The organism is Streptomyces sp. NPDC004111, assembly GCF_042874215.1.
Classification (GTDB): domain Bacteria; phylum Actinomycetota; class Actinomycetes; order Streptomycetales; family Streptomycetaceae; genus Streptomyces.
In genome coordinates this window covers 121,780-148,644 of the sequence record NZ_JBIAMU010000017.1, presented here as the reverse complement: position 1 = coordinate 148,644, position 26,865 = coordinate 121,780, and the positions used below count along the sequence as shown (strand labels likewise).

At 72.4% G+C, this 26,865-nt stretch carries 24 protein-coding genes; 17 read left to right on the top strand and 7 right to left on the bottom strand.

All coding sequences use genetic code 11. The features are described from left to right. Positions 1-16 precede the first annotated feature (16 nt). Entirely contained in the window at positions 17-739 is a 723-nt protein-coding gene (locus ACFYVL_RS30420; protein ID WP_389250463.1) for a lysophospholipid acyltransferase family protein, read from the bottom strand. Between the two features lie 269 nt (positions 740-1,008). On the opposite strand from ACFYVL_RS30420, the gene ACFYVL_RS30415 reads away from it, so the two are divergent. From ACFYVL_RS30415 to ACFYVL_RS30390, 6 genes are all read left to right on the top strand, one after another. Further along, positions 1,009-1,338, top strand: coding sequence for a TlpA family protein disulfide reductase (locus ACFYVL_RS30415; protein WP_389250461.1), 330 nt, complete (start codon positions 1,009-1,011; stop codon positions 1,336-1,338). 315 nt (positions 1,339-1,653) lie between these two features. After that, the gene (locus tag ACFYVL_RS30410; RefSeq protein ID WP_389250459.1) at positions 1,654-2,178 is read left to right on the top strand and encodes a flavin reductase family protein; all 525 of its coding nucleotides are present in this window, start codon (positions 1,654-1,656) and stop codon (positions 2,176-2,178) included. A 211-nt stretch (positions 2,179-2,389) separates the two neighbouring features. Beyond that, positions 2,390-3,175, top strand: coding sequence for an electron transfer flavoprotein subunit beta/FixA family protein (locus tag ACFYVL_RS30405; RefSeq protein ID WP_389250457.1), 786 nt, complete (start codon positions 2,390-2,392; stop codon positions 3,173-3,175). A 58-nt stretch (positions 3,176-3,233) separates the two neighbouring features. After that, positions 3,234-4,196 (top strand): electron transfer flavoprotein subunit alpha/FixB family protein, encoded by a 963-nt coding sequence (locus tag ACFYVL_RS30400; protein WP_389250455.1) that lies wholly within the window; start codon positions 3,234-3,236, stop codon positions 4,194-4,196. 162 nt (positions 4,197-4,358) lie between these two features. After that, on the top strand, positions 4,359-5,657 hold the full coding sequence (locus ACFYVL_RS30395) for a DUF6986 family protein (protein WP_389250453.1): 1,299 nt from the start codon (positions 4,359-4,361) through the stop codon (positions 5,655-5,657). Positions 5,658-5,733: 76 nt separating this feature from the next. Beyond that, the gene (locus ACFYVL_RS30390; RefSeq protein ID WP_389250689.1) at positions 5,734-7,626 is read left to right on the top strand and encodes a serine/threonine-protein kinase; all 1,893 of its coding nucleotides are present in this window, start codon (positions 5,734-5,736) and stop codon (positions 7,624-7,626) included. Between the two features lie 85 nt (positions 7,627-7,711). Here ACFYVL_RS30390 and ACFYVL_RS30385 read toward each other — a convergent pair whose 3' ends face one another. After that, positions 7,712-8,698: a LacI family DNA-binding transcriptional regulator gene (locus ACFYVL_RS30385; protein WP_389250686.1), complete on the bottom strand. Its 987-nt coding sequence runs from the start codon at positions 8,696-8,698 to the stop codon at positions 7,712-7,714. Between the two features lie 383 nt (positions 8,699-9,081). Between ACFYVL_RS30385 and ACFYVL_RS30380 the strand changes: the two genes are divergently transcribed. Continuing rightward, positions 9,082-10,056 (top strand): ROK family protein, encoded by a 975-nt coding sequence (locus ACFYVL_RS30380; protein ID WP_389250451.1) that lies wholly within the window; start codon positions 9,082-9,084, stop codon positions 10,054-10,056. A gap of 31 nt (positions 10,057-10,087) precedes the next feature. Here the strand turns inward: ACFYVL_RS30380 and ACFYVL_RS30375 are convergent, their stop codons facing one another. Next, positions 10,088-12,178: an NPCBM/NEW2 domain-containing protein gene (locus tag ACFYVL_RS30375; protein WP_389250449.1), complete on the bottom strand. Its 2,091-nt coding sequence runs from the start codon at positions 12,176-12,178 to the stop codon at positions 10,088-10,090. Positions 12,179-12,453: 275 nt separating this feature from the next. Between ACFYVL_RS30375 and ACFYVL_RS30370 the strand changes: the two genes are divergently transcribed. The 5 genes from ACFYVL_RS30370 to ACFYVL_RS30350 all read left to right on the top strand — a co-directional run bounded on the left by ACFYVL_RS30370 (position 12,454) and on the right by ACFYVL_RS30350 (position 17,106). Continuing rightward, on the top strand, positions 12,454-13,746 hold the full coding sequence (locus tag ACFYVL_RS30370) for an ABC transporter substrate-binding protein (RefSeq protein ID WP_389250684.1): 1,293 nt from the start codon (positions 12,454-12,456) through the stop codon (positions 13,744-13,746). Positions 13,747-13,899: 153 nt separating this feature from the next. Then, positions 13,900-14,817 carry a carbohydrate ABC transporter permease gene (locus tag ACFYVL_RS30365; protein ID WP_389250682.1) on the top strand — a complete coding sequence of 306 codons (918 nt, stop codon included), beginning with the start codon at positions 13,900-13,902 and terminating at the stop codon, positions 14,815-14,817. Beyond that, the gene (locus ACFYVL_RS30360) at positions 14,814-15,746 is read left to right on the top strand and encodes a carbohydrate ABC transporter permease (protein ID WP_389250447.1); all 933 of its coding nucleotides are present in this window, start codon (positions 14,814-14,816) and stop codon (positions 15,744-15,746) included. Before ACFYVL_RS30365 ends, ACFYVL_RS30360 begins: the two co-directional genes overlap by 4 nt. Positions 15,747-15,800: 54 nt before the next feature. Continuing rightward, positions 15,801-16,340, top strand: a complete 540-nt coding sequence (locus ACFYVL_RS30355) for a cupin domain-containing protein (RefSeq protein ID WP_389250445.1) — start codon at positions 15,801-15,803, stop codon at positions 16,338-16,340. Further along, positions 16,333-17,106 (top strand): SDR family NAD(P)-dependent oxidoreductase, encoded by a 774-nt coding sequence (locus ACFYVL_RS30350; protein ID WP_389250443.1) that lies wholly within the window; start codon positions 16,333-16,335, stop codon positions 17,104-17,106. The genes ACFYVL_RS30355 and ACFYVL_RS30350 overlap by 8 nt, the downstream gene beginning before the upstream one ends. Positions 17,107-17,171: 65 nt before the next feature. On the opposite strand, the gene ACFYVL_RS30345 is transcribed toward ACFYVL_RS30350, so the two are convergent. Next, entirely contained in the window at positions 17,172-17,354 is a 183-nt protein-coding gene (locus tag ACFYVL_RS30345; protein WP_389250441.1) for a hypothetical protein, read from the bottom strand. A 262-nt stretch (positions 17,355-17,616) separates the two neighbouring features. On the opposite strand from ACFYVL_RS30345, the gene ACFYVL_RS30340 reads away from it, so the two are divergent. Then, positions 17,617-18,657, top strand: a complete 1,041-nt coding sequence (locus ACFYVL_RS30340) for an NUDIX domain-containing protein (RefSeq protein WP_389250439.1) — start codon at positions 17,617-17,619, stop codon at positions 18,655-18,657. A 292-nt stretch (positions 18,658-18,949) separates the two neighbouring features. Here the strand turns inward: ACFYVL_RS30340 and ACFYVL_RS30335 are convergent, their stop codons facing one another. After that, on the bottom strand, positions 18,950-19,648 hold the full coding sequence (locus tag ACFYVL_RS30335; protein ID WP_389250437.1) for an MBL fold metallo-hydrolase: 699 nt from the start codon (positions 19,646-19,648) through the stop codon (positions 18,950-18,952). 108 nt (positions 19,649-19,756) lie between these two features. Continuing rightward, positions 19,757-21,124, bottom strand: a complete 1,368-nt coding sequence (locus ACFYVL_RS30330; protein ID WP_389250435.1) for a dipeptidase — start codon at positions 21,122-21,124, stop codon at positions 19,757-19,759. Positions 21,125-21,325: 201 nt separating this feature from the next. Between ACFYVL_RS30330 and ACFYVL_RS30325 the strand changes: the two genes are divergently transcribed. Next, positions 21,326-22,570: a geranylgeranyl reductase family protein gene (locus tag ACFYVL_RS30325; RefSeq protein ID WP_389250433.1), complete on the top strand. Its 1,245-nt coding sequence runs from the start codon at positions 21,326-21,328 to the stop codon at positions 22,568-22,570. Positions 22,571-22,736: 166 nt separating this feature from the next. Here ACFYVL_RS30325 and ACFYVL_RS30320 read toward each other — a convergent pair whose 3' ends face one another. Then, on the bottom strand, positions 22,737-23,189 hold the full coding sequence (locus tag ACFYVL_RS30320; protein WP_389250431.1) for a nitroreductase family deazaflavin-dependent oxidoreductase: 453 nt from the start codon (positions 23,187-23,189) through the stop codon (positions 22,737-22,739). Between the two features lie 280 nt (positions 23,190-23,469). On the opposite strand from ACFYVL_RS30320, the gene ACFYVL_RS30315 reads away from it, so the two are divergent. From ACFYVL_RS30315 to ACFYVL_RS30305, 3 genes are all read left to right on the top strand, one after another. Beyond that, positions 23,470-24,168 (top strand): TetR/AcrR family transcriptional regulator, encoded by a 699-nt coding sequence (locus ACFYVL_RS30315; protein ID WP_389250429.1) that lies wholly within the window; start codon positions 23,470-23,472, stop codon positions 24,166-24,168. 615 nt (positions 24,169-24,783) lie between these two features. Then, on the top strand, positions 24,784-26,106 hold the full coding sequence (locus tag ACFYVL_RS30310; protein WP_389250427.1) for a sensor histidine kinase: 1,323 nt from the start codon (positions 24,784-24,786) through the stop codon (positions 26,104-26,106). After that, positions 26,103-26,768, top strand: a complete 666-nt coding sequence (locus ACFYVL_RS30305; RefSeq protein WP_389250424.1) for a response regulator — start codon at positions 26,103-26,105, stop codon at positions 26,766-26,768. The genes ACFYVL_RS30310 and ACFYVL_RS30305 overlap by 4 nt, the downstream gene beginning before the upstream one ends. Positions 26,769-26,865: the final 97 nt, after the last annotated feature.

The window sequence follows — 26,865 nt, the reverse complement described above, 5'->3', positions numbered from 1 at the left end:
GCCCGGCGGCTTGAGCTCAGCCCGCCTCGCGCAGCTGCGCCGGAGTGGGCGCGGTGCCGCCGAGGTGGGCCGGGATCCACCAGGTGTCCTTGTCGTCCTTCGGGCGCACCGGGTAGGCGCGCTGGGCGGCCTCCAGGAGCTCCTGCACGCGCTCGCGCAGCCGCCGGGTGAGGGCGCCCGCGTACTCGTCCGTGCCGGTCTCCACGGGCCTGCCCACCCGGATGGTGATGGGGAAGTGGTTGCGGCCGAAGTTGCGCGGCCTGCCCTTGGTCCAGATGCGCTGGGTGCCCCAGACCGCCATCGGGATCAGCGGCACGCCGGCCTCCTGGGCGAGCCTGGCCGCGCCCGACTTGAAGCTCTTGAGCGTGAACGACTCGGAGATCGTCGCCTCCGGGAAGACCCCGATGATCTCGCCGGAGCGCAGCGACGCCAGCGCGTGCTGGTAGGCGTTCTCGCCCTGCTTGCGGTCCACCGGGATGTGCTTCATGCCGCGCATCAGCGGCCCCGAGACCTTGTGCCGGAACACCGACTCCTTGGCCATGAAGCGCACCAGGCGCTTCTGCGGCAGGGCGGCGAGACCGTTGAAGACGAAGTCCAGGTAGCTGATGTGGTTGCTGACCAGTACTGCCCCGCCGCTGCGGGGGATGTTCTCAGAACCCTGAGTGTCGATCTTGAGGTCGAGCGCCTTGAACAGCGTGCGTGCGGCGCCGACGACCGGCCGATAGACGAGTTCTGCCATGACTGGGGACCCTTTTCTGTCCGGGGAGGGTTCTCCCGGTGAAAGTTACGCTGCCGTAGGTTTTCGGCGTCTGCCAGATCGTGCCCCATGTGCGGCCGAACAGCCAGCCCCCGAGTGCCCGATACGAGAGATTCTCGTCACGTCACGCGATGTCCACCCATGCCCTGACCTGCTGCGGATCTCCTGTCACCGGCTCCGGGGCCGGGAATCGCCACGGCGCGGGACACGCTGCACACTGTGACGGGCAGCGCGTAAGGAGAGGGTGAAATATGCCGGAACGAGCAGGTGTCCGCAGGCTGGGAGCGGCGGAGCTGGGGGCCGGGCTCGGGCGGCGGGCGACCCTGGTCCAGTTCTCCAGCGCGTTCTGCCAGCCCTGCCGGGCCACCCGCAGGACGCTCGCGGAGGTGGCCGCGATGATCGAGGGCGTCGCTCATGTCGAGGTGGACGCGGAGGACCACCTCGCCCTCGTACGGGAGCTGGAGATCGAGCGGACGCCGACCGTGCTCGTCCTGGACGCGGAGGGCCGCATCGTCCGCAGGGCGACCGGTCAGCCGCGCCGTGTGGACGTGATCGCGGCCCTGGGACACGCCGTCGGCTGAGCCCGGCACGCGGCGACGGGCGACCCGTACGGGCGCGTGTCCCCGCCCGTACGGAGCCGCCCTCCGGCGGCCTCCCCGGGCGCGCCGCGCCGCCGCCGGGTGACGCAACGTGATCAATCTCCCAGTGGCCGCGGCCCGGTGCGTACTTGACGGTGTACGCCCCCACTCGCGAGGGTGACGTCATGCCCCCGGAACTCCTTCTGTACGGGCGGGCCGATGTGGACCTGGCCCGCAACGCGAGTGCGCGCTGTCCCGGTGTCTGAGCAGCCACGGACACCACAGCCGCACCTTCCGCTCCCGTCGAAGGACAATTCCATGACGCTTCAGCCCACCCTCGCCCCGGATTCCGCCGTGCCCGCGCAGGCCACGCCGGACCTGCTCCGCTCGGTCTTCCGCCGGCACGCCGCCGGGGTCGCCGTGATCACCGCGGCGGGCCGTGACGGCCGCCCCGTCGGTTTCACCGCCACCTCCCTCAACTCCGTCGCCGCGGAGCCGCCGTTGGTGTCCTTCGGCGTGGGCACCGGCTCCTCCAGCTGGCCCGTCATCGCGGACGCCGAGCACATCGGCGTGCACGTGCTGGGGGAGCACCAGGAGGAACTTGCCGCGACGTTCGCCCGGAGCGGAGCGGACCGTTTCGGCGCGCCCACACGGTGGCACACGGGTCCCGAGGGCGTGCCCGTCCTCGACGGCGTGCTGGCCTGGCTGGTGTGCCGGGTGGTGGCCCGGGTGCCCGCCGGGGACCATCGGATCGTGCTCGCCCAGGCCGTCGCGGGAGACCCGTCGGGGCAGGGGCGGCCACTGCTGTACCACCAGGGGCGCTTCAACGCCCTGCGCGACTGAGAGTTCCCCGCGGGCATCGTTTGCCGACGATTACACAGCGTTGGCAAGGTCACAGTTCAAAGCGCTTGCTTACGGGGAACCCTCTGGGTGTACTGACGAGTAATATTCCGGTCGGAGCGCAACCCGCCCCGACCGGAAACCGCCCCTTCAGGCGCCTATGCTGCCTGCAACGAGGCAGCCGACAAATAGACGATGCAGTAGGAGAGCCGGCGTGAGCTTGAGGATCGTTGTCTGTGTGAAGTACGTGCCCGACGCCACCGGCGACCGGCACTTCGCCGATGACCTGACGGTCGACCGCGACGATGTCGACGGTCTGCTGTCGGAGCTCGACGAGTACGCGGTCGAGCAGGCGCTCCAGATCGCGGACGAGGCCGACGACGCGGAGATCACCGTCCTGACGGTCGGTCCCGAGGACGCCAAGGACGCGCTGCGCAAGGCGCTGTCGATGGGCGCGGACAAGGCCGTCCACGTCGAGGACGACGACCTGCACGGCAGCGACGTCATGGCGACCTCGCTGGTGCTCGCCAAGGCCGTCGAGAAGACCGGCTACGACCTGGTCATCACCGGCATGGCGTCCACCGACGGCACCATGGGCGTCCTCCCGGCGATCCTGGCCGAGCGCCTGGGCGTCCCGCAGGTCACCCTGCTCTCCGAGGTCAAGGTCGAGGACGGCGTCGTCAAGGGCCGCCGCGACGGCGACAGCGCGAGCGAGCAGCTGGAGGCCTCCCTCCCGGCGCTCGTCTCCGTGACGGACCAGTCGGGCGAGGCCCGCTACCCGTCCTTCAAGGGCATCATGGCCGCCAAGAAGAAGCCGGTGGAGTCCCTGGACCTGGACGACCTGGACCTGGACGCCGAGCAGGTCGGCCTGGAGGGCTCCTGGACCGAGGTCAAGGCCGCGGACAAGCGCCCCGAGCGCACCGCGGGCACGATCGTCAAGGACGAGGGCGAGGGCGGCAAGCAGCTCGCCGAGTTCCTGGCCGGACAGAAGTTCATCTAGTCCGGACCGGACTTGACTCACCTCCCCCCTTTCTTCGCACTCGCAGGAGAGCAATCCCATGGCTGAAGTTCTCGTCTACGTCGACCACGTGGACGGTGCCGTCCGCAAGCCCACCCTGGAGCTGCTGACGCTCGCCCGCCGCATCGGCGAGCCCGTCGCGGTCTTCCTCGGCGCCGGCGGCGACGCCGCCGCCTCCGTGCTCGGCGAGCACGGCGCCACCCGCGTGCTGACCGCGGACGCCCCGGAGTTCGGCGACTACCTCGTCGTACCGAAGGTGGACGCGCTCCAGGCCGCGTACGAGGCCGTCTCCCCGGCCGCCGTGCTCGTCCCGTCCTCCGCGGAGGGCAAGGAGATCGCGGCCCGCCTCGCGGTCCGCATCAAGTCCGGCATCATCACCGACGCCGTCGACCTGGAGGCCGGCGACGAGGGCCCGGTCGCCACGCAGGCCGTGTTCGCCGCGTCGTTCACCACCAAGTCCCGCGTCTCGCAGGGCGTGCCGGTCATCACCGTCAAGCCGAACTCGGCCCCGGTCGAGGCCGCTCCGGCCGCCGGCGCGGTCGAGGCGCTGTCGGTCACCTTCTCCGACGCCGCCCGCGGCACCAAGGTCGTCTCGCGCACCCCGCGCGAGTCCACCGGCCGTCCCGAGCTGACCGAGGCCGCGATCGTGGTCTCCGGCGGACGCGGCGTCAACGGTGCCGAGAACTTCTCGATCATCGAGAAGCTCGCCGACTCGCTCGGTGCCGCCGTCGGCGCCTCGCGCGCCGCCGTCGACGCCGGCTGGTACCCGCATTCCAACCAGGTCGGCCAGACCGGCAAGTCGGTCTCGCCGCAGCTGTACATCGCCTCCGGCATCTCCGGCGCGATCCAGCACCGGGCCGGTATGCAGACCTCGAAGACCATCGTCGCCATCAACAAGGACGCCGAGGCGCCGATCTTCGAGCTGGTCGACTACGGCGTGGTCGGCGACCTGTTCGCGGTCGTCCCGCAGCTGACCGACGAGGTCGAGTCCCGCAAGGGCTGACCTGCGCTTTTCGTACGACTCGGGGCCGCACGGCGTTTTTCGCCGGGCGGCCCCGAGCCGTTGGGGTACGTGTGGCGGGCACCCATTGACTCGGATCACACCACCTATTAACTTCGCTATGCGGATTGTTGATTCCGTGAAGCGGAAACTTGGAGGGTTGGAATGGGTCAGCAGGAGAAGGTGGCAACGAGCCTCGCCGGCGCGGTCAGCGAGGAGATCAGCGCATCCCTCGTCGCCGTGGACGCAGAGCTTGAGCGCCGCTACCCCGGAGACCCCGGAACCCGGCAGCCCGTCCACACCGTGTACGTACCCGGCAACCTCTACGACGCCGGAACCATCCGTTCCTGGGGCGACCAGGCGCTGAAGATGCTCGACGAGCACGCCCCGGACGCCGCCGCGTTCGCCGAGGTCCTGGGCCTCGACGCGTCCCTCGCCGACGCCGTGTACACCCGCGTGCGCGCCAAGCTGGAGCGCGAGCCGGTCGAGGACCTGCGCGTCGACTTCGAGGACGGCTACACCGGCCCCGCGGCCGAGGAGGACGCCTACGCCGCCCGCGCGGCCCGCCTGGTCGCCGAGTCCTACCGGGACGGCACCGCGGCCCCCTACACCGGCATCCGCATGAAGTGCTTCGAGGCCCCCGTGCGCGAGCGGGCCATCCGCACCCTGGACGTCTTCCTCACCGGACTGATGGAGAACGGCGGCCTCCCCGACGGCCTCGTCCTCACGCTCCCCAAGGTGACGTACTGCGAGCAGGTCACCGCGATGGTGCGCCTGGCCGAGGCGTTCGAGAAGGCGCACGGCCTGGAACAGGGCCGGATCGGCTTCGAGATCCAGATCGAGACCAGCCAGTCCATCCTCGGCGCCGACGGCACCGCCACCGTCGCCCGCATGATCGACGCCGCCGAGGGCCGCGCCACCGGGCTGCACTACGGCACCTTCGACTACAGCGCCTGCCTCGGCGTCAGCGCCGCCTACCAGGCCAGCGACCACCCGGCCGCCGACCACGCCAAGGCCGTCATGCAGGTCGCCGCCGCTGGCACCGGCGTGCGCGTCTCGGACGGCTCCACCAACGTCCTGCCCGTCGGCTCCACCGAGAAGGTGCACGACGCCTGGCGGCTGCACTACGGCCTCACCCGCCGCGCCCTGGCCCGCGCCTACTTCCAGGGCTGGGACATGCACCCGGGCCACCTGCCGACCCGCTACGCGGCCGTCTTCACCTACTACCGCGAGGGCTTCGAGCAGGCCGCCGCGCGGCTGGCCGCCTACGCCAACCAGGTCACCGGCGGCGACGTCGCCGACGAGCCCGCGTCCGCGAAGGCGCTCGCCTCCTACCTGCTCCGCGGCATCCAGTGCGGCGCGCTCGACGCCGCCGAGGTCGCCCGGCTCAGCGGGCTGACCCAGGCCGACCTGGAGGGCTTCGCCGCACCGCGCCGGGGCGACCTCACGGCCTCCGCCTCCTGACCGACCGCCCGGCCGTCACCGCTGCCCCGTACTCTGTTCGCGACCACTCATTTGGGCGTGACGGAACGGGGCAGTGGTGGCAACGGGGGAGAACGAGCGGCTGGCCGGCCGCTACCGGGTGATCGAGCAGCTCGGCCGGGGAGGCATGGGCGTCGTCTGGCGCGCGGTCGACGAGGTGCTGGGCCGCGAGGTCGCGGTGAAGGAACTGCGCACGTACAGCGACGCCTCCGGGCCGGAACTGGCCGACCTCCAGGTGCGGATGCAGCGCGAGGCCCGCGCCGCCGCCCGCATCCGGCACCCCGGAGTCATCTCCGTCCACGACATCGCCGAGCACGAGGGCCGCCCGCTCATCGTGATGGAACTCGTCGACGGCCCGTCCCTGGACGACGTACTGACCCGGAAGGGGCTGCTGGACCCGCGCGAGGCGGCAGCGATGGGCGCCCGGGTGCTGGACGCGCTGGGCGCCGCGCACCGGGTCGGCGTACTGCACCGCGACGTGAAGCCGGGCAACGTCCTGCTCGACGTCAGCGGGCGCACCGTCCTCACCGACTTCGGCATCGCCGCCATCGACGACCCCGGCGACGGCTCCACCACCCACCTCACCCGCAGCGGCGAACTGGTCGGATCCCTCGACTACCTGGCGCCCGAACGGGCCCAGGGCCAGGAGCCGGGCCCCGCGTCCGACATCTGGGCGCTGGGCGCCACGCTGTACGCGGCCGTCGAGGGCGGCTCGCCCTTCCGCCGCACGTCGACCTGGTCGACGCTGAACGCGATCGTCGTGGAGCCCCTGCCGGAACCGGTGCGGTCCGGGCCGCTGGCCCCCGTACTGAGCCTGCTCATGGCCAAGGACCCGGCGGCGCGGCCGGACGCCGAGGAGGCGGCGCGGCTGCTGCGCGCGGTGGCCGAACCGGCGTCCGGGGCGCCTTCGGGACCGGCCGGCGGCGGGTACCGCCCGTCGCCGCAGCCGGGCTTCGGCCCGGCGGTCCATCCGGGCCACGCGCCCGCCCCGGCACCCGCCCCGGCTCCGTACGTTCAGCCCTCACCGGGCTTCGGCCCGCACACCCCGTCCGGGTACGGTACGGGGCCGGGTCCGGCGGTCCCGGCGGGTTACGGCCACGGCCCCGCCCCGGCACCCGTGACCACCACCCCGCTCGACGCGCGCGGACGTGACGGGGCGTCGGGCGGACGGCGCAGGTCCGTGGTGGCCGCCGGAGTCGCCGCCGTGCTGCTGGTCGGCGCCGGAGCGACCTACGTGGTCAGCACCCGCGGCGGGGACGAGACGGTGGCGGGCAGCCCCGCGGCCCACGGCTCCGGGACCGCGGGCGGCGGACCGACCGAGGACGGACCACTGGCCCCCGGCGCGCTGCCGACCGACGCGGCGAAGAAGACCGAAGGCCCGGCCCCCGACGGCAAGAACGGGGACAAGAACGGCGACAAGGGCAAGAACACCGGCACACCGCGGCCGACGCCCTCGGCGGGCGGCCGGGCCACCGACAGGGCGACCACCGGTGGCACGGCAGCCGGCGGCAAGGGCTCCGGCGCGTCGGGCGGCGCCAACGGCACGGGCGCCTCGGGCGGTTCCGGCGGCGGAGCGGCAGCGGGCGGCGGAGGCGGCGCGGCAGCGGGCGGAGGCGCCGGAGGGGCCGCCGCCGGTGGCGGCAACCAGCAGCCCCCGCCCGCCCCGGCACCCGTCTGCGACGGCATCGGCGGCGGCAAGTACAACTGCGACGTCTGGCGCACCTCGGACTCCGTCCGCGCCAACGGCGACCGCGCGGGCACCCTCAAGGCAGGCACCAACTACTTCTACTGCCAGACGAACCTGGGCCGCCGCGTCACCTACGGCAACTGGACGAACGTCTGGTGGGCGCGCACGGACGACGACAGCGGCAACACGAATGTGTACGTCAGCGTGGTCTATCTCAAGGGCGGCGACAACGACAAACCCCTCCCGGGCCTCCCCACCTGCTGACCCCGGGCCGCTGTGCGGCGCCACCGGTGCCCGGTGGCGAGGGCGTCCCCACCGCCCGGGACGACGGGGCAGGGCCCGAGGGGGATCAGGACGGGGGGAGTTGTTCGCCCGAGCCCCGGGCGATCAGCCGTGTTCCCAGGACCACCCGCTGCGGCTCCCTCCCCGCGTCCTCCAGCCTCCTGAACAGCAGGTTCGCCGCCGTCCTGCCGAGCGCCGCCGCGTCCTGGGCGACCACCGTCACCCCCGGCACCAGCAGGTCCGCCAGTTCGAAGTCGTCGAAGCCCACCAGGGCCGTGGGCCGCGGCCGGTCCGCCAGGACGCGCACCACCGTGACCGTCACCCGGTTGTTGCCCGCGAACAGCGCGGTCACCGGGGCCGCTCCCGCCAGCATGATCCCCGCCGCCTCCCGCACCCGCCCCGGGTCCGTACTGCCGAGCGCCACCCACGACGGGTCGACCGCCAGGCCCGCGTCCTCCATCGCCGCGTGGTAGCCGCGCAGCCGTTCCGCCGCGGTGTGGATGCGCGGCTGGTCGCCGATGAAGCCGATCCGCCGGTGGCCGTGGGCGATCAGGTGGGCCACCCCGTCCCGTGCCCCGCCGAAGCTGTCGGAGAGCACGGTGTCCGCGTCGACCCTGCCCGCCGGGCGGTCCACGAAGACGGTGGCGACCCCCGCCGCCATCTCCTGCTCCAGGTAGCGGTGGTCGTCGCCGGCGGGGATCACGATCAGCCCGTCCACCCGGCGGGCGCACAGCGCGAGCACCAACTCCTGCTCGCGGTCCGGGTCCTCGGCGCTCGAACCGTTGATGAGCAGCGCGCCGTGGGCGCGGGCCACCTCTTCCACGGCGCGGTTCAGCGGCCCGTAGAACGGGTCGGCCAGGTCCTCCAGCACCAGGCCGATGCTGGCGGTGCGGCCCTTGCGGAGCACCCGCGCGCTGTCGTTGCGCCGGAAACCCAGCGCGTCGATGGCCTCCTTGACGCGCCGTTCGGTGTCGGGCGTGACGCCGGGCTCCGCGTTGACGACCCGGGACACCGTCTTGAGGCCCACGCCCGCGCGGGCGGCCACGTCCTTCATGGTCGGCCGGTTGCCGTAGCGCTGCGGGGGCGGCACGGGTCCCGCGGCACGCGCGGACCTTCCTGCGGAGGGAGGGGGCGGGGCGGTGTCGGCCACGGTGCGCTGTCCTGTCGGTCGTCGGCGTGGGGCGTTTGGCGTCGAGCGGGCTGGGCGGGGTCGGGCGGGCTGGGCGAGACGGTGCGGCACCGAGCATAGGGTGCCGATGCCTGGACAACGTTGTCAGCTGAATGGAGACTGGCCTAGGGCCCCGCCGCCCCGACCCGAATCCGTCCGAGAAACCGCGACCCCGTCCGAAGAAATCTTTCCCGCCCGAGCAAATCCCTTCGTCCGGGGAATTCCCTTCCTCCGCCCTTCCTCTTCTTCCTCCTGGAGACGCGACACCGATGCACACCGAGTTCACCGACCTCGTCGCCGCGCTGGACATAGGCGGCACCAAGATCGCAGGTGCGTTGGTGGACGACACCGGCCGGATACACCTCAAGACCCAGCGGCCGACGCCCGCCCAGGAGGACGGCGAGCGGGTGATGGCCGCGGTCGACGCGGTGCTCGACGAGCTGACCGCCTCACCGCTCTGGCCCCGGGTGACGGCCGTCGGCATCGGCAGCGCGGGCCCCGTGGACGCCTCCGCGGGCACGGTCAGCCCGGTCAACGTGCCCGGCTGGCGCGGCTTCCCGCTGGTGGCGCGGGTGCGTACGACGGTCGGCGGTCTGCCGGTACGGCTGGTCGGCGACGGTGTCGCGATGACCGCCGCCGAGCACTGGCAGGGTGCGGCCCGGGGGCACGACAACGCCCTGTGTCTCGTCGTGTCGACCGGGGTCGGCGGTGGTCTCGTCCTCGGCGGGCGGCTGCACCCCGGCCCGACCGGGAACGCCGGCCACATCGGCCACATCAGCGTCGACCTGGACGGCGACCCCTGCCCCTGCGGCTCGCGCGGCTGCGTCGAACGCATCGCCAGCGGCCCGCACATCGCCCGCCGCGCCCTCGAACAGGGCTGGCGGCCGGGCCCGGACGGCGACACCACGGCCGCCGCCGTGGCCGCCGCCGCACGGGCCGGGGACCCCGTCGCGCTCGCCTCCTTCGCCCGTGCCGCCCAGGCCCTGGCCGCCGGGATAGCCGCCACCGCGACCCTGGTGGAGGTGGACATCGCGGTGATCGGCGGGGGAGTGGCGGGCGCGGGCGACGTACTCCTGGAGCCGCTGCGCCGCGCCCTCGCGGACTATGCCGCGCTCTCCTTCGTACGGGGCATCAAGGTGGTGCCCGCCCGGATGGGCACGGAGGCGGGCCTGGTGGGCGCGGCGGCGGCAGCCCTGCAAGGGGCCGACAACAGTCGCGAACGGCCCCGGCCCACCGCCGTCTGACCCCTGCCGGGGACCGTGGCCGCTCGGCCGCTCAGCAGCTCAGCTGTGCGTCGCCCCAGTCGGCGTGGTCGTACTGGACGCCGTCCCCGCCGTCGGTGACCACGAGCCGGACCGTCTGCGCCCCGCCGACATTGGCCGAAATCCGCTGTGCGGCGGCGGAGTTGTCGAGGACTCCGGTGCTCGCGGCTTTCCTGCCGTCGGCCCACACCTCGAAGGCGACCGTGCCGCGGGTGCCGCTCTCGTCGTCGAGGCCGACCCGCGCGGTGAAGGCCGTGCACTTCCCGCCCGTGTAGTACTCGACCTCGCTCGCCGCGTGGGTGCCCAGGCCCTTGGCGAAGACCTGGCCGCCGACCGTCAGCGGCTTGCCGTCGCCCGCCGCGCTCTCGCCGTTGCTGCGGTCCTTCTCCACCGGGCCCCACCCGTTCGCGGAGGCGAGCGGGCCGAGGTCACTGGCGTACGAGGAGCCGCCGGGCGGCGCCACGGCGACCCGCACCCCGGCCGGTGCGGTCGTCGTCAGCCGCTGTCCGGAGGCGCCGCGGTAGGTGGTGGTCAGCGTCAGCCCGTAGCTGCCCGGCGCGGTGCCCGCGGGCGCGGTGGCACTCCAGCCGGTACGGAAGTCCTTGCCGCCCGGCAGCGAGGGCGTACCGCTCGGCGACGTGGCGCGGACCTGCCAGCCGGCCGGCCCGGTGAGCTTCACCGAGACGTCGCGCGCGGGCGTGCGGCCGAGGTCGGTCACCGTGGAGGTGAGCCGCACCGGCCTGCCCGCCTCGGTCAGCGGCGCCTCGCCGGCGCCCGTGTCGAGCACCGGCGGCAGCTGCGCCCACCTGCGGTCCGGCGCCACCCGCAGCAGCACGGTGCCGTGCGCGGGCACCGTCGCGGCGAGCGTTCCCGCGCTGTGCCCGGTGGTCTTGAGCCACAGGTCGCGCACCCGGTAGCCGTCCGCGGCGGGCAGTCCGACCGCCTTCGCGGTGGTGGCGATGCGCTGCGGGCCGCCGGTCTCGTTGAAGAGCGCGACGGCACGGCTGCCGTCCGCCAGCTCCTTGGAGACCACCCAGCGGCCGCCCTCGGAGGTGACCACGACGCCCTGCTTGCCGAGCCTGTCCTGGTCGACGGCGATGACTTCCCTGTTGGACAGGATCTCGAAGGTCTCCGGGGTCGCCTTGCGCAGGTCGGAGCCGATGAGCAGCGGCGCCGCCATGATCGACCACATGGAGAAGTGGGTGCGGTACTCGGTAGCGGTCATGCCGCCGTTGCCGACCTCCAGCATGTCCGGGTCGTTCCAGTGCCCCGGGCCCGCGTACTTCGCCAGCGGCAGGTTCTGCTTCATGATGCCCAGCATCGAGGCCCAGGTGTCCCGGATGTCACCGGTGGTGCGCCACATGTGGCCCACGTCCTTGCCCCACTCCCACGGCTTGTAGGAGCCCCACTCGCAGAGGCTGTAGAGGATGGGGCGGCCGGTCTTGGACGAGGCGGCCTTCAGCGCGTCGCGCATGGTGGTGTACCGGAGCATGAAGTCGACGTCCTGGTTGTTGCAGTTGTCGTACTTCAGGTAGTCCACGCCCCACTCGGCGAACTGCTCGGCATCGCTGTACTCGTGGCCGAGCCCGCCCGGCATGCCGACCGGGTCGCAGGTCCGGGTGCCCGCGCTGCTGTAGAGGCCGAACTTCAGCCCCTTGGCGTGGACGTAGTCGGCCACCGCCTTGATGCCGTTCGGGAACCGGACCGGGTCGGGCACCAGCTTGCCCGCCGCGTCCCGTTCCGTCTTGGCCCAGCAGTCGTCGAGGTTGACGTACTGGTAGCCCGCGTCCTTCAGCCCCTTCTCCACGAAGAGGTCAGCGATGCCCTTGACCATGGCCTCGTTGAATTCGGCCCGGCAGTAGGTCGAGTTCCAGTTGTTGAAGCCCATCGGCGGGGTGAGGGCGAGGCCGTCGGGGAGCCGCGGCTCGGCGGCGGGCGCGGGTGCGGTGCCGGTGGGGGGCCGGACGGGTGACGGGGCGGATGCCGCCTGGGCCGTACCGGTGAGTCCGAGCCCTCCCAGCAGCACCACGGAGGTGAGGAGCCCGGCGGCTCTTCTGCCGCGTGGGCGGCCTGGGGGGAGGGTGCGAGCGGTCGGACGGTGCATGGGCGATTCCTCCGTACTCGTGGGGACTTGTCGGTACTCACGGACGAGCGTATGGCGCCATGTACGGGTCGGTGCTGCGCGCTTACGTTAGGGCGTGTTCGACCCTGTTGGAAGAGAGGGGGTAACGGTTGGCTGATGAACGGTCAAAACCCTTGACGTGAAAGGGAGTTGGCGGTGGGATCCAACTCTTCCGTTCGATTGTGTTGGGTTGTGCGGTGCGTCCGGCGGCCCCGAGGAGAGGAAGTCCGCAGATGCCGATCCGTCAGGCGACCGGAATGTCCCGCCGGAACCTTCTGCGGGGCGCCGCCGCGGGGGCGGGTGCCGTCGCACTGCCCGCGCTGCTGACCGCCTGCGGCGGCGGCCCCGGCGGGGACGGCAACGTCGTCACCGTGGGCTCCAACGCCTCCGACGCCGTCCCGAAGAAGGCGTACGCCGACGCCTTCGCCGCGTACGCCGGACAGGCGAAGCAGGGGCGGAAGGTCGAGGTCAACACGGTCGACCACAACTCCTTCCAGGAGAACATCAACCGCTACCTCCAGAGCAGCCCCAACGACGTCTTCATGTGGTTCGCGGGCTACCGCATGCAGTTCTTCGCCAAGAAGGGCCTGCTGTACGACATCAGCGACCTGTGGGGCGACTTCCAGGGCTTCTCCCCGGCGCTCAAGGACCAGTCGACGGGCGAGGACGGCAAGCAGTACCTGGTGCCGTACTACTACTACCCGTGGGCCGTCTTCCACCGGAAGAGCGTCTTCGCCCGGTACGGCTACGAGGTGCCCCGGACCCTCGACGCCTACCTCGCGCTCGCCAAGCAGATGCAGAAGGACAAGCTCGTCCCGATCGCGTTCAGCGACAAGGACGGCTGGCCGGCCATGGGCACCTTCGACTACCTGAACATGCGCGTCAACGGCTACGAGTTCCACAAGTCCCTGATGGCGGGCAAGGAGGCCTGGACCGACAAGCGCGTCAGGGAGGTCTTCGACACCTGGCGCCGCATCCTGCCGTACTGCCACGAGGGCGCCAACGGCCGCACCTGGCAGGAGTCCGCCCTCACCCTCCAGAAGCGGCAGAGCGGCATGGTCGTCCTCGGGCTCCAGCACGCCGGGCAGCAGTTCCCCGCGGCGGACCGGTCCGACCTCGACTTCTTCCCCTTCCCCGAGATCGACCCGGCGCACGGCCAGGACGCCGTGGAGGCCCCCACCGACGGCTTCCTGCTGGCGAAGAAGTCCAAGAACCTGAAGAACAGGAAGACGATGGAGTCCGCCAAGGACCTGCTGCGCTGGCTGGCCACCGGAAAGGCCGAGGACCTCTACCTCACCAGCGACCCGAACGCCGTCGCCGTCAGCGACCGGGCGGACACCTCGGCGTACTCCCCGCTCCAGAAGAAGGCCGTCGCCCTGATCACCGGCTCCAAGCAGATCTCCCAGTTCCTCGACCGCGACACCCGACCGGACTTCGCGACGACCGTGATGATTCCCGCCATCCAGACCTTCATCAGCAACCCGAAGGACGTGGACGGCCTGGTCAACGGGATCGAGCGGCAGAAGAAGACCGTCTTCGCCGCGGAGTGACAGCGGGCCGCCCGGCCGCCGCACCTCTTCCACGGCGCCCCGACGACCCCGCACGGCCCACGCCTCCCCGGCACTGCCCCCGGTCCCATCCGCACCGCGTCATTGGAGCAAACGACCGTGCCCTCCACCTCCGCGCCGCGTGCCCCCGGCCCCGTGACCGACGACCGCCCCGCAGCCGGCCGGGGCAGCAGGAAGGCACGGCGGTTCACCCGGCGCGACCTCCTCGTCCTCGGGCTGCTGCTGGGACTGCCGCTGCTGCTCGACGTCCTCGTCGTCTGGGGGCCGACGCTGGCCTCCGTCGTGCTCTCCTTCACCAGCTGGGACGGCATCGGCGACATCTCCTGGGTCGGCACGGAGAACTACGCCAACCTCTTCACCAACTACCCCGCGTTCTGGCCCGCCGTCCGCCACAACCTGCTCTGGCTGGCCTTCCTCGGCCTGGTCGCCGCCCCCTTCGGCCTGCTGCTGGCCGTCCTCATCGACCGCGGCGTCCGCTTCAGCCGCTTCTACCAGTCGACGCTCTACATGCCGGTCGTGCTCTCCCTCGCCGTCGTCGGCTTCATCGCCCAGCTGGTCTTCTCCCGCGACCAGGGCGCCCTCAACGCCCTGCTCGGCAACACCGAACACCCCACCGACTGGCTCGGCGACCCCGACCTCAACCTCTGGATGGTGCTGCTCGCCGCCGTCTGGCGGCACACCGGCTACGTGATGATCCTCTACCTGGCGGGCCTCAAGGCCGTCGACCAGACCCTCAAGGAGGCCGCGGCCATCGACGGCGCGAGCGAGACCCAGGCCTTCTTCCGCGTGGTCCTGCCCACCCTGCGCCCGGTCAACGTCATCGTCGGGATCATCACCGTCATCGAGTCGCTGCGCGCCTTCGACATCGTCTACGCGATCAACAAGGGCCGCAACGGCCTGGAAGTGCTGTCCGTCCTGGTCACCGACAACATCATCGGCGAGGCCAGCCGCATCGGCTTCGGCTCCGCCATAGCCGTCGTCCTCCTCCTGGTCTCCCTCGGCTTCGTCGCGACGTACCTGATCCAGGAACTACGAGGGGAGAGCAAACGATGACCAGCGCGACCACCACCCGGGCCCCGCGGCTGCCGGCCCCGGAACCGCCCCCGCAGGCGCCGCGCCGCCGGGTCACCGGCCGCCGACTCGGACTGCACGCCTTCCTGATGGCGGTCAGCCTCGGCTTCCTCGCCCCGCTGGCGCTCGCCGTGTACGCCTCCCTGCGCCCCTACGACGAAACCTCCGAGCGCGGCTACTTCTCCCTCCCCGACACCCTCTCCTTCGACTACTACCGGCAGGCGTTCACCGAGTCGGGGATGGTCAAGTACTTCCTCAACACCCTCCTCATCGCCGTCCCCGGCGTCCTCGTCGTGCTCTTCCTCGCCTCGTTCGTCGCCTTCGCCACCACCGGCCTGCGGATGCGGCCGCGCCTCACCATCCCCCTCCTGATGCTCTTCACCGCGGGCAACCTCCTCCCGCAGCAGGTCATCGTCACCCCCCTCTACGTCCTCTTCAACAAGATCCCGCTGCCCTACTGGATGTCCGACTCGATGACGCTGTTCGACTCCTACTGGGCGGTGATCCTCGTCCACGTGGGGTTCCAGCTCGGCTTCTGCGTCTTCGTGCTGGCCAACTTCATGCGGGCGCTGCCGTACGAGATCCAGGAGTCGGCCATCGTCGACGGCGCGGGGGTCTGGACCCGGTACTGGCGGATCGTCCTGCCGCTGAGCCGCCCTGCGCTGGCCGCGCTCGGCACGCTCCAGTTCACCTGGATGTACAACGACTTCCTGTGGGCCCTGGTCTTCGTCTCCGACGGCGACAAACTCCCCATCACCTCCGCCCTCAACAACCTCAGGGGCGAGTTCTTCACGGACTACAACCTGCTGGCCGCCGGATCCGTGATCGTCGCCCTGCCCACCCTGGTCGTCTTCCTCCTCCTGCAACGCCACTTCATCGCGGGCCTCACCCTCGGCTCCACGAAGGGCTAGCGAGAGCCGGCCGCATCCGGTTTCGCGGCGCCCGTCGCGCGGTAGGTTCGCCCGGTGACCGAGTACGCGCGCGCACTTGCCGAGGCGCACCGCCTCGCCGAGCACCACCGGCTCGAACCCCTGCCCGTCGAGGGCGGCCTGTTCCGGCAGACCTGGGCGGGCCCGGCCGACGCCACCGGGCGCCCGGCCGGGACCGCGATCATGGTGCTGCTGACCGCCGAACCGGGCGACTTCTCCGCCCTGCACCGGCTGCCCCTCGACGAGGTGTGGCACTTCTACCGGGGCGACACCCTGGAACTCCTGCTGTTCGCCCCCGACGGCACCCACCACCGCGTCCCGCTCGGCGACCCCGCGCACGACGGGCCCGTGCAGTACGTCGTGCGGGCGGGCACCTGGATGGCGGCACGCGTCGCCCGGGGAGGCGCCTGGTCGCTGTTCGGCACCACGATGGCCCCCGGCTTCCTGCCCACCGACTACGAGGGCGCCGACCCGGTGGACCTCACCGCCCGGTACCCCGAACAGGCCGACCTCGTACGGGAGCTGTGCCGTGACGGCGTCCCGTTGCGGATGGCCCGAGGAGACGACGATGAGTGACCCGAACCTGCCCGACCTCACCGGACGGACGGCCCTGGTCACCGGCGCCGGCGGCCTGATCGGCGCGGGGATCGCCCGACGGTTCGCCGCCGCCGGCGCCGATGTCGTCGTCCACTACCGGCACGACGAGAAGTCCGCCCAGGCGCTCGTCACCCGGATCGTCGACGCGGGCGGCCGGGCCCTGTCCGTACAGGCCGACCTGACGCGCACCTCGGAGTGCCACCGGCTCGTCGAGACGGCCGCCGACTGGCGCGGCGGACTCGACGCCCTCGTGAACTGCGCGGGAATCCAGCCCGTGCAGCCCCTCGCCGAGATGACCGCCGACGACTGGCGCGAGGTGTACGACACCAACACCACCAGCGCCTTCTCCTGCACCCGCGCCGCCGCACCCCTCCTCGCGGCACGCGGCGGCGGCAGCATCACCCACATCGCCTCGATCGAGGGCACCATGGCCACCCCCGGCCACGCGCACTACTGCGCCTCCAAGGCCGCCCTGATCATGTTCGCCCGCTCGGCCGCCCTCGAACACGGCCCGCGCGGCATCCGCGTCAACACCGTCTCGCCCGGCCTGATCGACCGCCCCGGCCTCGCCGACGACTGGCCGGACGGAGTGCGCCGCTGGACCGGGTCCGTACCGCTCGCCCGGCTCGGCCGTCCCGAGGACATCGGCGACGCCTGCGTCTTCCTCGCCTCGGACGCCGCCACCTGGATCAGCGGGACGAACCTGGTGGTGGACGGCGGAATCAGCGCACGGCCCACCTGGTAGCCGCCCCGCCGCGAGCGCCGACGTCGCGGGCGGCCACCGTCACCCGCCCTGTTCAGCGGGGGACTTCACACGCCCACGGCCTCCGCCGGAATCCGCTGGGCGACCACGACGAGGAAGGCGTCCGCGTCCAGGTCCATCACCACCTCCGCCGGGCAGCCCTCCGCCCGGCGCGCCTGCGCGTACTCCTCGGCGGGCCAGCTGCCGCGCGGGCCACCGGCCGGGAAGCGCTGCAAAATCGTGCGGTTCATCCCGCACCCCTTCCTTCGTGCTCCTGCTGTACCTCTGTGCGCCCAACGAGACTCCGTGACGGCGGGTCACGGTCGCAGACGTCCGCCGGGCGCCCCCGTTATCTGCATCGACGCCGTGCGACCTGCGGCGCGTTGCCCCGGCCGGGCCACAGGAAGGACACGGTTGTGTGCGCGAACCGTCGCAGGCACCATGCCGCCGGGCCCGCTGTTCGTGGCAGGGTGTTGCGGGCAGTCCACAGGGGGCTACGGCAGAGGGGGAAATGTGCTCGTATGGATCAATGGTGCTTTCGGGGCGGGCAAGACCAGTACCGCGCGCGAGCTGATCGACCTGATCCCCAACAGCACCTTCTACGACCCGGAGCTGATCGGAGCCGGGCTGGGGCAGGTACTGCCCGCCAAACGGCTCGCCGAAGTGAGCGACTACCAGGACCTCCCGATGTGGCGGCGGATGGTGGTGGACACCGCCGCCGCGCTGCTCGCGGAGGTGGGCGGAGTGCTGGTGGTGCCGATGACACTGCTGCGGCAGGAGTACCGCGACGAGATCTTCGGAGGTCTCGCCTCGCGCCGGATTCCCGTGCGGCACGTGCTGCTCGATGTGGAGGAAACGATCCTGCGGGAGCGGATCGCTGCCCGTGAGGTACCGGGCATGTCGGCGGCGGACGCCGAGGTGCGGGTGCGGCAGTGGGCGTACGACCACATCCAGCCCTACCTCACCGCACGGGAGTGGATCACCGCGGACGCCTACACCGTCGACAGCGGCCGGATCACCCCGTACGAGGCCGCCGAGGCCATCGCGGACGCGGTGCGCAACGGGGCCGCGGAACCCTGCGAGATAGTGCAGACCCCGCCGCCGACCGCCGAGACCCTGGCCGCCGGGGTGCTGCTCTTCGACGCGCAGGACCGGGTGCTGCTCGTCGACCCGACGTACAAACCGGGCTGGGAGTTCCCCGGCGGTGTGGTGGAGAGCGGTGAGGCGCCCGCCAGGGCCGGGGTGCGGGAGGTCGCCGAGGAGATAGGGATACAGCTCGACCGGGTGCCCCGGCTGCTGGTCGTCGACTGGGAACCGCCCCGTCCGCCGGCCTTCGGGGGGCTGCGGATGCTGTTCGACGGAGGCCGGCTGAACGGCGACGAGGCCCGGCAAGTGCTGCTGCCGGGGCCGGAGTTGCGGGAGTGGCGGTTCGTCACCGAAGAGGCTGCGGCGGGCATGCTGCCGCCCGAGCGGTACGAACGACTGCGCTGGGCACTGCGGGCCCGGGAACGGGGAACGGTGCTCAACCTGGAGGCGGGGGTGCCGGTGGGGTGAGGGTGAGGGTGAGGGCCGGGGGGCGGGGTGTGCGCGGGGTGCATGGTGCGGCGGGTGGGCCAGGTGCGGGCGCTCCCGGTGCGGCCGGCGGGGCGGGTGTGGCCGCGTCCCGGTGCGGCCGGTGGGCGGGGTGTGCGCGGGGGCCCGGTGCGGCGGGCCGGGCCTGGCTCATCGATCCGGACCTGGTTCGACGCTTCGGGCCTTCCCGGGCGGCCGGCCCGTCATCCGGTGCCTTGGTGTTCCCGTGCCGTCCCCGTCACCCCGTGCATCGCCGCCGTCCCCGGAACGCCGCTCAGCCCGCTGCCGAGGCCCGTTCCGCCGCGGCGAGCAGCAGGGTGGCGGTGTCCTGTGTCAGCGGGTCGCCGTGGCCGAAGCAGGCCACGGAGGGCGCGAGGGAGGCCAGCCGGCGCATGGTGGCCAGGGCCTGCTCGCGGTCCACGTTGAACACGCCGAGCATCACCTCGCCGACGGCGGCGATGCTGTCACCGGTGAACAGCACACCGTGGTGCGGGAGATGGACACCGATCGAGCCGTCCGTGTGGCCGGGGGCGTGCACGACGCGGGCACCGCCGCCGAAGTCCAGCACGTCACCGTCCTCCAGCTCGCGGTCGACCCGGGTCGGCGGAGCGGGCGGCACGGTCAGCCCGTGCTCGTACAACGGCAGTTCCCAGTCGAGGAGCTTGGGCTCCGGGGTGGGCAGGGTGCCGCGCACCACCGGGGCGTCCAGCCGGTGCGCCAGCACCTCGGCCCCGTACCGCTGCGCCAGCTCCTCGGCGGCGCCCACGTGGTCGCGGTGGCAGTGGGTGAGGACGATGCGGCGCAGCCGGCGCGGATCGGCGCCCAGGCTCCGTATCGCACCCTCGATGTCGGCGGCGGCGTCCTTGTGGCCCGCGTCGATCAGGGTCAACTCGTCGCCGTCGCGCCAGAGATACGCCTGACCGATCGGGAATCGCAGCAGGTGGAGGTGCGGAAGAAGCTCTACGAGGTCCATGCGGCGAACGTACGAGACCTCGTACGTCCGCCGCGTGGTTCTACGCTCAGCGCATAGTTCGCCCAGCGCTGATCTTGGTCGGGCGGCCCCGTCGCCGGGGCCGCCGGGTCAGCTCTTCTTCGACGCGGCGTAGTTGGTCAGGAACAGGGCCTCGGCCACCGACAGGCGCTCCAGCTCCTCGGGGCTGACGCTCTCGTTCACCGCGTGGATCTGCGCCTCCGGCTCGCTCAGACCGATCAGCAGGATCTCCGCCCGCGGGTACAGGGCGGCCAGCGTGTTGCAGAGAGGGATGGAGCCGCCCATGCCGGAGGTCTGCATCTCCTCGCCGGGGTAGGCGACCCGCATGGCGTCGGCCATCGAGGTGTACGCGGGGCTGCTGGTGTCCGCCTTGAACGGCTGACCCTGACCCACCTGCTCGACGGTGACCTTCGCACCCCACGGGGCGTGCGCGTGCAGGTGCGCGGTGAGCAGCTTCGTCGCCTCCGCGGCGTCCTGGCCCGGCGGCACCCGCAGGCTGACCTGCGCCCGCGCACTCGCCTGCAGCGAGGGGGTCGCGCCGACGACCGGCGGGCAGTCGATGCCGACGACGGTGACCGCGGGCCGCGCCCAGATGCGGTCGGCGACCGTGCCGGTGCCGATCAGCCCGACACCGTCGAGGACCTTCGCGTCCGCCCGGAACTCCTCCTCCGGGTACTGCAGCCCGTCCCACGTCCCGTCCGCCGCCAGGCCGTCCACGGTCGTCGAACCGTCCTCGGACCGCAGCGAGGCCAGCAGCTGGATCAGCGCGGCGAGCGCGTCCGGAGCGGCGCCGCCGAACTGGCCCGAGTGCAGGTTGCCCTCCAGGGTGTCCAGGGTGACCCGCAGCATCGTCATGCCGCGCAGCGTCGCGGTCACCGTCGGCAGGCCGACCCGGAAGTTTCCGGTGTCACCGATGACGATCGTGTCGGCCGCCAGCAGCTCCGGGTGCGCCTCCGCGTACCGCTCCAGACCGCCGGTGCCCTGCTCCTCGGAACCCTCCGCGATCACCTTCACGGAGACCGGGACGCCGCCGTTCTCCCGGAGCGCGCGCAGCGCGAGCAGGTGCATGATGAACCCGCCCTTGCAGTCGGCGGCGCCGCGCCCGTACCAGCGGCCGTCCCGCTCGGTCAGCTCGAACGGCGGCGACGTCCACTTGTCCTCACCGAGCGGCGGCTGTACGTCGTAGTGCGCGTACAGCAGTACGGTCGGCGCGCCCTGCGGACCGGGCAGGAAACCGTAGACGGACTGCGTGCCGTCGGGGGTGTCCAGCAGCGCCACGTCCGAGAAGCCCTCGGCGCGCAGCGCGTCGGCGCACCAGTTCGCGGCGGCCTCGCACTCGCTCCTGGGGAACTGCGCCGGGTCCGCCACCGACCGGAAGGCCACCAGCTCGGCCAGCTCCGTCTTGGCGCGGGGCATCAGCGAGGCGACGGTCGAGGCAATCGGGTGGACGGCGGTCATGGGCACGCTCCTTGTGGGTGCGACGGTGGATCGGGTGCGCCCGCGGCTCCGTGCTGCCGCGGGACACAGAGCTGCATCGCGGACAGTTGTGTGTGCGGCGAATACCCGACCGATCCTCCCACAGCGGACCCGGACACCGGCGCGCCGTAGGATGCCGCAGGACAGCATGGCCACGGTTCGGATCAGGAGCAGAAGCACATCGTGAGCAGCGAGAACGCAGACGCCGCAGCAGACACCGGGCACGGGTCGGGCGAGGACGGCGAGCTGGTGTGGGACGTCGTGGTGGTCGGTGCCGGACCGGCCGGGGCCTCCGCGGCGTACGCGGCGGCCGGCGCGGGACGGCGGGTGCTCCTGCTGGAGAAGGCCGAACTGCCCCGGTACAAGACCTGCGGCGGCGGCATCATCGGCCCCTCCCGCGACAGCCTGCCGCCCGGGTTCGTCCTCCCGCTGCGGGACCGCGTCCACGCGGTGACCTTCTCGCTCGACGGGAAGCTGACCCGCACCCGGCGCTCCAAGCAGATGCTGTTCGGGCTGATCAACCGGCCCGAGTTCGACCAGGCGCTGGTGGAGTCCGCCACCAAGGCGGGCGCGGTGCTGCGCACCGGGGCAACGGTCGCCCGTGTCGAGCAGCACGGTGCGGCGGTCCCCGACCGGCGCACGGCCGCGGTCGTCCTGTCCGACGGGGAGACCGTCCTGGCCCGCGCGGTCGTCGGCGCGGACGGCAGTGCCAGCCGGATAGGTGCCCACGTCGGGGTCGAACTCGACCAGATCGACCTCGGTCTGGAGATGGAGATCCCGGTGCCACCGACGGTCGCCGAGGACTGGGCGGGGCGGGTGCTCATCGACTGGGGCCCGATTCCCGGCAGTTACGGCTGGGTGTTCCCCAAGGGCGACACACTGACGGTCGGCGTCATCGCCGCGAAGGGCGAAGGGCCCGCCACCAAGCAGTACTTGACGGACTTCGTGGCCCGTCTCGGCCTCGCGGGCTTCGAACCCGCCGTTTCCTCCGGCCACTTGACCCGCTGCCGGGCCGCCGGATCACCGTTGTCGCGCGGCCGGGTGCTGGTGTGCGGCGACGCCGCCGGCCTGCTGGAACCGTGGACCCGCGAGGGCATCTCCTTCGCACTGCGGTCGGGGCGGCTCGCGGGGGAGTGGGCGGTCAGGATCGCCGAGGCGCAGGACGCCGTCGACGCACGGCGTCAGGCGCTGAACTACGCCTTCGCGGTCAAGGCCGGGCTCGGTGTCGAGATGGGCGTCGGCAAGCGCATGCTCGCCCAGTTCGAACGCCACCCCGCGCTGCTGCACGCCGCGCTCACCGGGATCAGGCCCGCATGGCGGGCCTTCGCACGGATCACCAGCGGTCGTACCACGCTCGCCGAACTGGTCCGGATGCACCCGATGGCCCAGCGCGCGCTGAACGCGGCGCACCGCCCCGACAAGAGCTGATCTGCTGCCGATTCGTCGGCACGCCGCCCGCCCGCTTCCGACCCGTCGGACCCTTCCCGGGGTCCGGCGGGTCGTTGCGTGGGTGCGGGGGTGGGCGCGGGCGTGTGTACGGGGTGGAGCGGGCGGCGTACCCGGTGGGGCGTGCGTGTCGGGTGGTGCATCGGGGTCAGTCGGTGATGGTGATGCGGAAGACCGGGTGCTTGGGGGCGGCGGCGAGCAGTTCGGCGTCCGTGGAGTCGGCGTTGATGTCCCCGAAGAACCGGCCCACCTCCCAGCCCCACTTCTTGAGGTACGTGCGCAGCACGGCCGCCTTCTCGGCGTCCGGGAGCTCCACGGCGGTGAACTCCTTGGTCCTGCGGCCCACCTGGAGCCTGCCGCCCCCGGCCGCACGCATGTTGCGGACCCACTCGGAGTGCCCCCGGGCGGAGACCAGGTAGGGGCCGCCCTCGTAGGGGAGCGGGTTGACCGGGACGCGGCGCCACTCGCCGCTCTTGCGGCCGACCACGGACAGTTCGGCGGTGCCCATGAGGCTGATGCCTCGGCGGGCGAGCCAGCCGACGGTGCCGTTGAGCAGGTTGTCGAAGCGGCCGGGGCGGATGTAGTGCGTGGTGGCGGTCATGGCGGAGTCCTCCGGGGTGTGTGGGGAGCGCTGCGAGAGCAGTGCTCTCGTTTGTGAGCACTAGTCTGCACTGGGGTGGTGCTCCAAAGCAAGAGCAGTGCTCTCGTTTTTGAGCGGCAGTCTCTTTCGGGTGCTCCGTGCTCGGGTGCGTGCACTGCTCTCGATTGCGTGCGACGCTCGCTATTCAGTGCGGTGTTCGCGTTGCAGTGCATCGCTCGCGTTGTCGTGCAGCGCTCGCATTGTTGTGCAGTGCTCTCGCCGGGTGGCACACTTGCTCCCCATGAACACCATGCGCGGGGCCAGGGAGCGGGCCAGGACCGAAGTCACGGCGGCCATCAAGGAGGAGGCCCGTAAACAGCTCGCGGCCGAGGGTGCCGCCAAGCTCTCGCTGCGCGCCGTCGCACGCGAGCTGGGCATGGCCTCCTCCGCCCTCTACCGCTACTTCCCCAGCCGGGACGACCTCCTGACCGCGCTCATTACCGACGCGTACGACGCCGTGGGCGAGACTGCGGAGTCGGCCCTCGCGGCGGCCTCTGCCGGGGCGGGCCACCTGGAGCGATGGCTCGCGGTGTGTGTGGCGGTGCGGCGCTGGGCGTTGGACCACCCGCACGAGTACGGGCTGATCTACGGTTCGCCGGTGCCCGGTTACACCGCCCCGCAGGACACCGCACAGCCGGCCGCCAGGGTGGCCCTGGTGCTCATCTCGGTGGCGCGCGACGCGTACGGTTCCCGGGGGCTGGCCAAGCAGCGGTTGCCCGCCGGGTTGCGGACGGACGCGGAACGGTTGGCGGCGGAGGTCGCCCCCGATCTGCCGCCGGAGACGGCGATGGCGTTCGTGGCCGTGTGGGCCCAGCTGTTCGGGCTGATCTCTTTCGAGGTGTTCGGGCACTTCCACCGGGTGGTGGAGGAACGGGACGCGTTCTTCGCGCACGCGGCGGGTGAACTGGCGCGGACGGTGGGGGTACTGCCGGAGGCCTGAGGAGCCGGACCGGGACAGGGGCGAGAGTCGAGGTCAGGGGACGGGTCAGGACGGACCGGGGTCAGGGCGGGCCGGGGTCAGGGCGGGCCGAGATCAGGGCGGGCCGCCGGGAGCCGCGCCCCTTCAGCTGCTCCCGCGGGAGCAACGCCTCGTACGCGAGCCCGCACGCCTACGGCGGCCCGCGCGTTCACCGTAGCCCGCGCCCCGACAGCTGTCCGCGCGCTCACCGGAGCCCGTACATCCACGGCAGCCCGCGCGCCCGCAGGTGTCCGTACTCCCACGGGAGTACGGGTGATCACGCCGTTCGGGCGACGCCGTGGCCGGGTCTGCCCGGCTAGCGTGAGCGGCATGGAGCCAGAGGACGCAGGCACGGGCCGGCCGTTCCGGCGGCGGGGCCGGGGCGGGAGCCGCGTCCCCGGCACGGGCCGCGGCGGGGGACGACGGTACGGACGGAGTCGGCGCGGGCACGACCGGCCGGACCGGATGCCGGAACCGGCGCGGGCCTGTCCGCCCGGGGCCACGCACGGTGCCCGGCCCGGCGGACCGGCCGGATTCCCCTTCGGGGGGTTCGAGGGGGCGACAGGGTCGGCAGGGCCGAAGGGGCGGACGGGGCGGATGGGGCCGCCGTTCGGGCCGCCGCGCTGGGTCCGGCACTGGGAGACGGGTCCTGCCGGGCGTCGTACCGGAATCGCCGGGCTGCCCTGGGCGTCGACGCTGGTGGTCGTCGTGATCGTGCTCGTCGGTTCCCGGCTGGCCGAACGGATGCAGCCGGACCGGGTAGAGATCGACGCGCTCGCCCGGACGCTGATGCTCGCGGGCTCCCTGGTGCTGTTGTGGCGGCACCGGTTTCCCGTGCCCGTGGTCTGTGCGGCCACCGCGACGGTGCTGCTCTACCTCGGTGCCGGATATCCGTACGGGCCTGTCCTCCTCACCGTCGCGCTGGCCTGTTTCGCCGCCGTGGTGCACGGTCACCGGGTCGCCGCCTGGAGTGCGCTCGGCGCACTGTGGGCCGGGCACCTGCTCATCGCCCACTGGCTGTACCGGTGGCTGCCGCCCGCGGGCGACGGCCCCGCGTCCTGGGGCGAAGGCCTCGGCCCGGCCGCCTGGATGACCGCGGTCCTCGCCGCCTCCGAACTCCTCCGCGCCAAGCGCCAGCAGTGGGCGCACGTCCGCGCCGAGCGGGCCGCCGCCCAGGAGCGACGTGCGGAGGAGGAGCGCCTGCGGATGGCCCGGGAACTGCACGACGTACTGGCCCACAGCATCTCCGTCATCAATGTGCAGGCCAGCATGGGGCTGGCCCTCCTCGACTCCGACCCCGAGCAGGCGCGCACCGCGCTCACCACCATCAAGTCGGCCAGCAAGGAGGCGTTGGGGGAGGTGCGCCAGGTGCTCGACTCGCTGCGTACCCCCGGGGACGCGCCGCGTGCCCCGGCCCCCGGGCTGGACCGGCTCCCCGAACTGGTCGAGCAGGCCGCCGCCGCGGGACTCACGGTCACGACGGAGAGCACCGGCAAGGTGCGCAGGCTGCCGCCCGGAGCCGATCTGGCCGCCTTCCGCATCGTCCAGGAGGCCCTGACGAACGTGGTCCGGCACTCCGGTTCCCGTACCGCCGACGTCACGGTTGCCCACACCGCCGAGGGCCTGCGACTGCGTATCGACGACGCGGGGCCGGCCACCGGCGGCGACGCGGGCGGCAGCGGCAACGGACTCGCCGGGATGAGGGAGCGGGCGGCAGCCCTGGGCGGCACCATCGAGGCGGGCCCGCGCCCCGACGGCGGCTTCCGGGTCGAGGCCGAACTCCCGCTCACCGGCGCGCCACGACCACAGCAGGGACGCGAGCGACCGGAGCAGGAGAACGAGCGCCGGGAGCACGAGAACGAGCGCCGGGAGCAGGAGCGAGAAGCACATGAACGCCGCGAGGAAGAGGGAACGCCGTGATCCGGGTACTGCTCGCCGATGACCAGGCCCTGGTCAGGGCCGGATTCCGGGCGCTGCTCGGCGTCCAGAACGACATCGAGGTCGCCGGTGAGGCCGCCGACGGCGAGGAGGCGGTGCGGCTGGTGGGCGAACTGCGCCCGGACGTCGTTCTGATGGACATCCGGATGCCGCTGTTGGACGGTCTCGCCGCCACCCGCCGGATTACCGGGGACCCGGCGTCCGACGGAGTGAAGGTGGTCATGCTGACCACGTTCGAGCTGGACGAGTACGTCTTCGAGGCGATCCGCTCCGGTGCTTCCGGGTTCCTGGTCAAGGACACCGAACCCGAGGAACTGGTGCGCGCGGTGCGGGCGGTGGTGGACGGCGACGCGCTGCTCTCGCCCGGGGTGACGCGCCGTCTGATCGCGGAGTTCGCCGCCCGTTCCAAGGAGCCCGCCGAGGCGGGGGTGCTGCGCGAACTCACCGACCGGGAGAAGGAGGTGATGGCGCTGGTGGGCATCGGTCTGTCGAACGAGGAGATCGCCCGCCGGCTCGTCGTCAGCCCGCTCACCGCGAAGACCCACGTCAGCCGCACCATGGTCAAGCTCGGCGCCCGCGACCGTGCCCAACTCGTGGTCATGGCATACGAGTCGGGCCTCGTCCGGCCCGGCTGGCTGGGCTAGCCCCGGAAGCCCCGGAAGCCCCGGAAGCCCCGGAAGCCCCGGAAGCCCCGGAAGCCCCGGAAGCCCTGGGGCTCGTGCTCCCGCGCGCCCTCCGCGA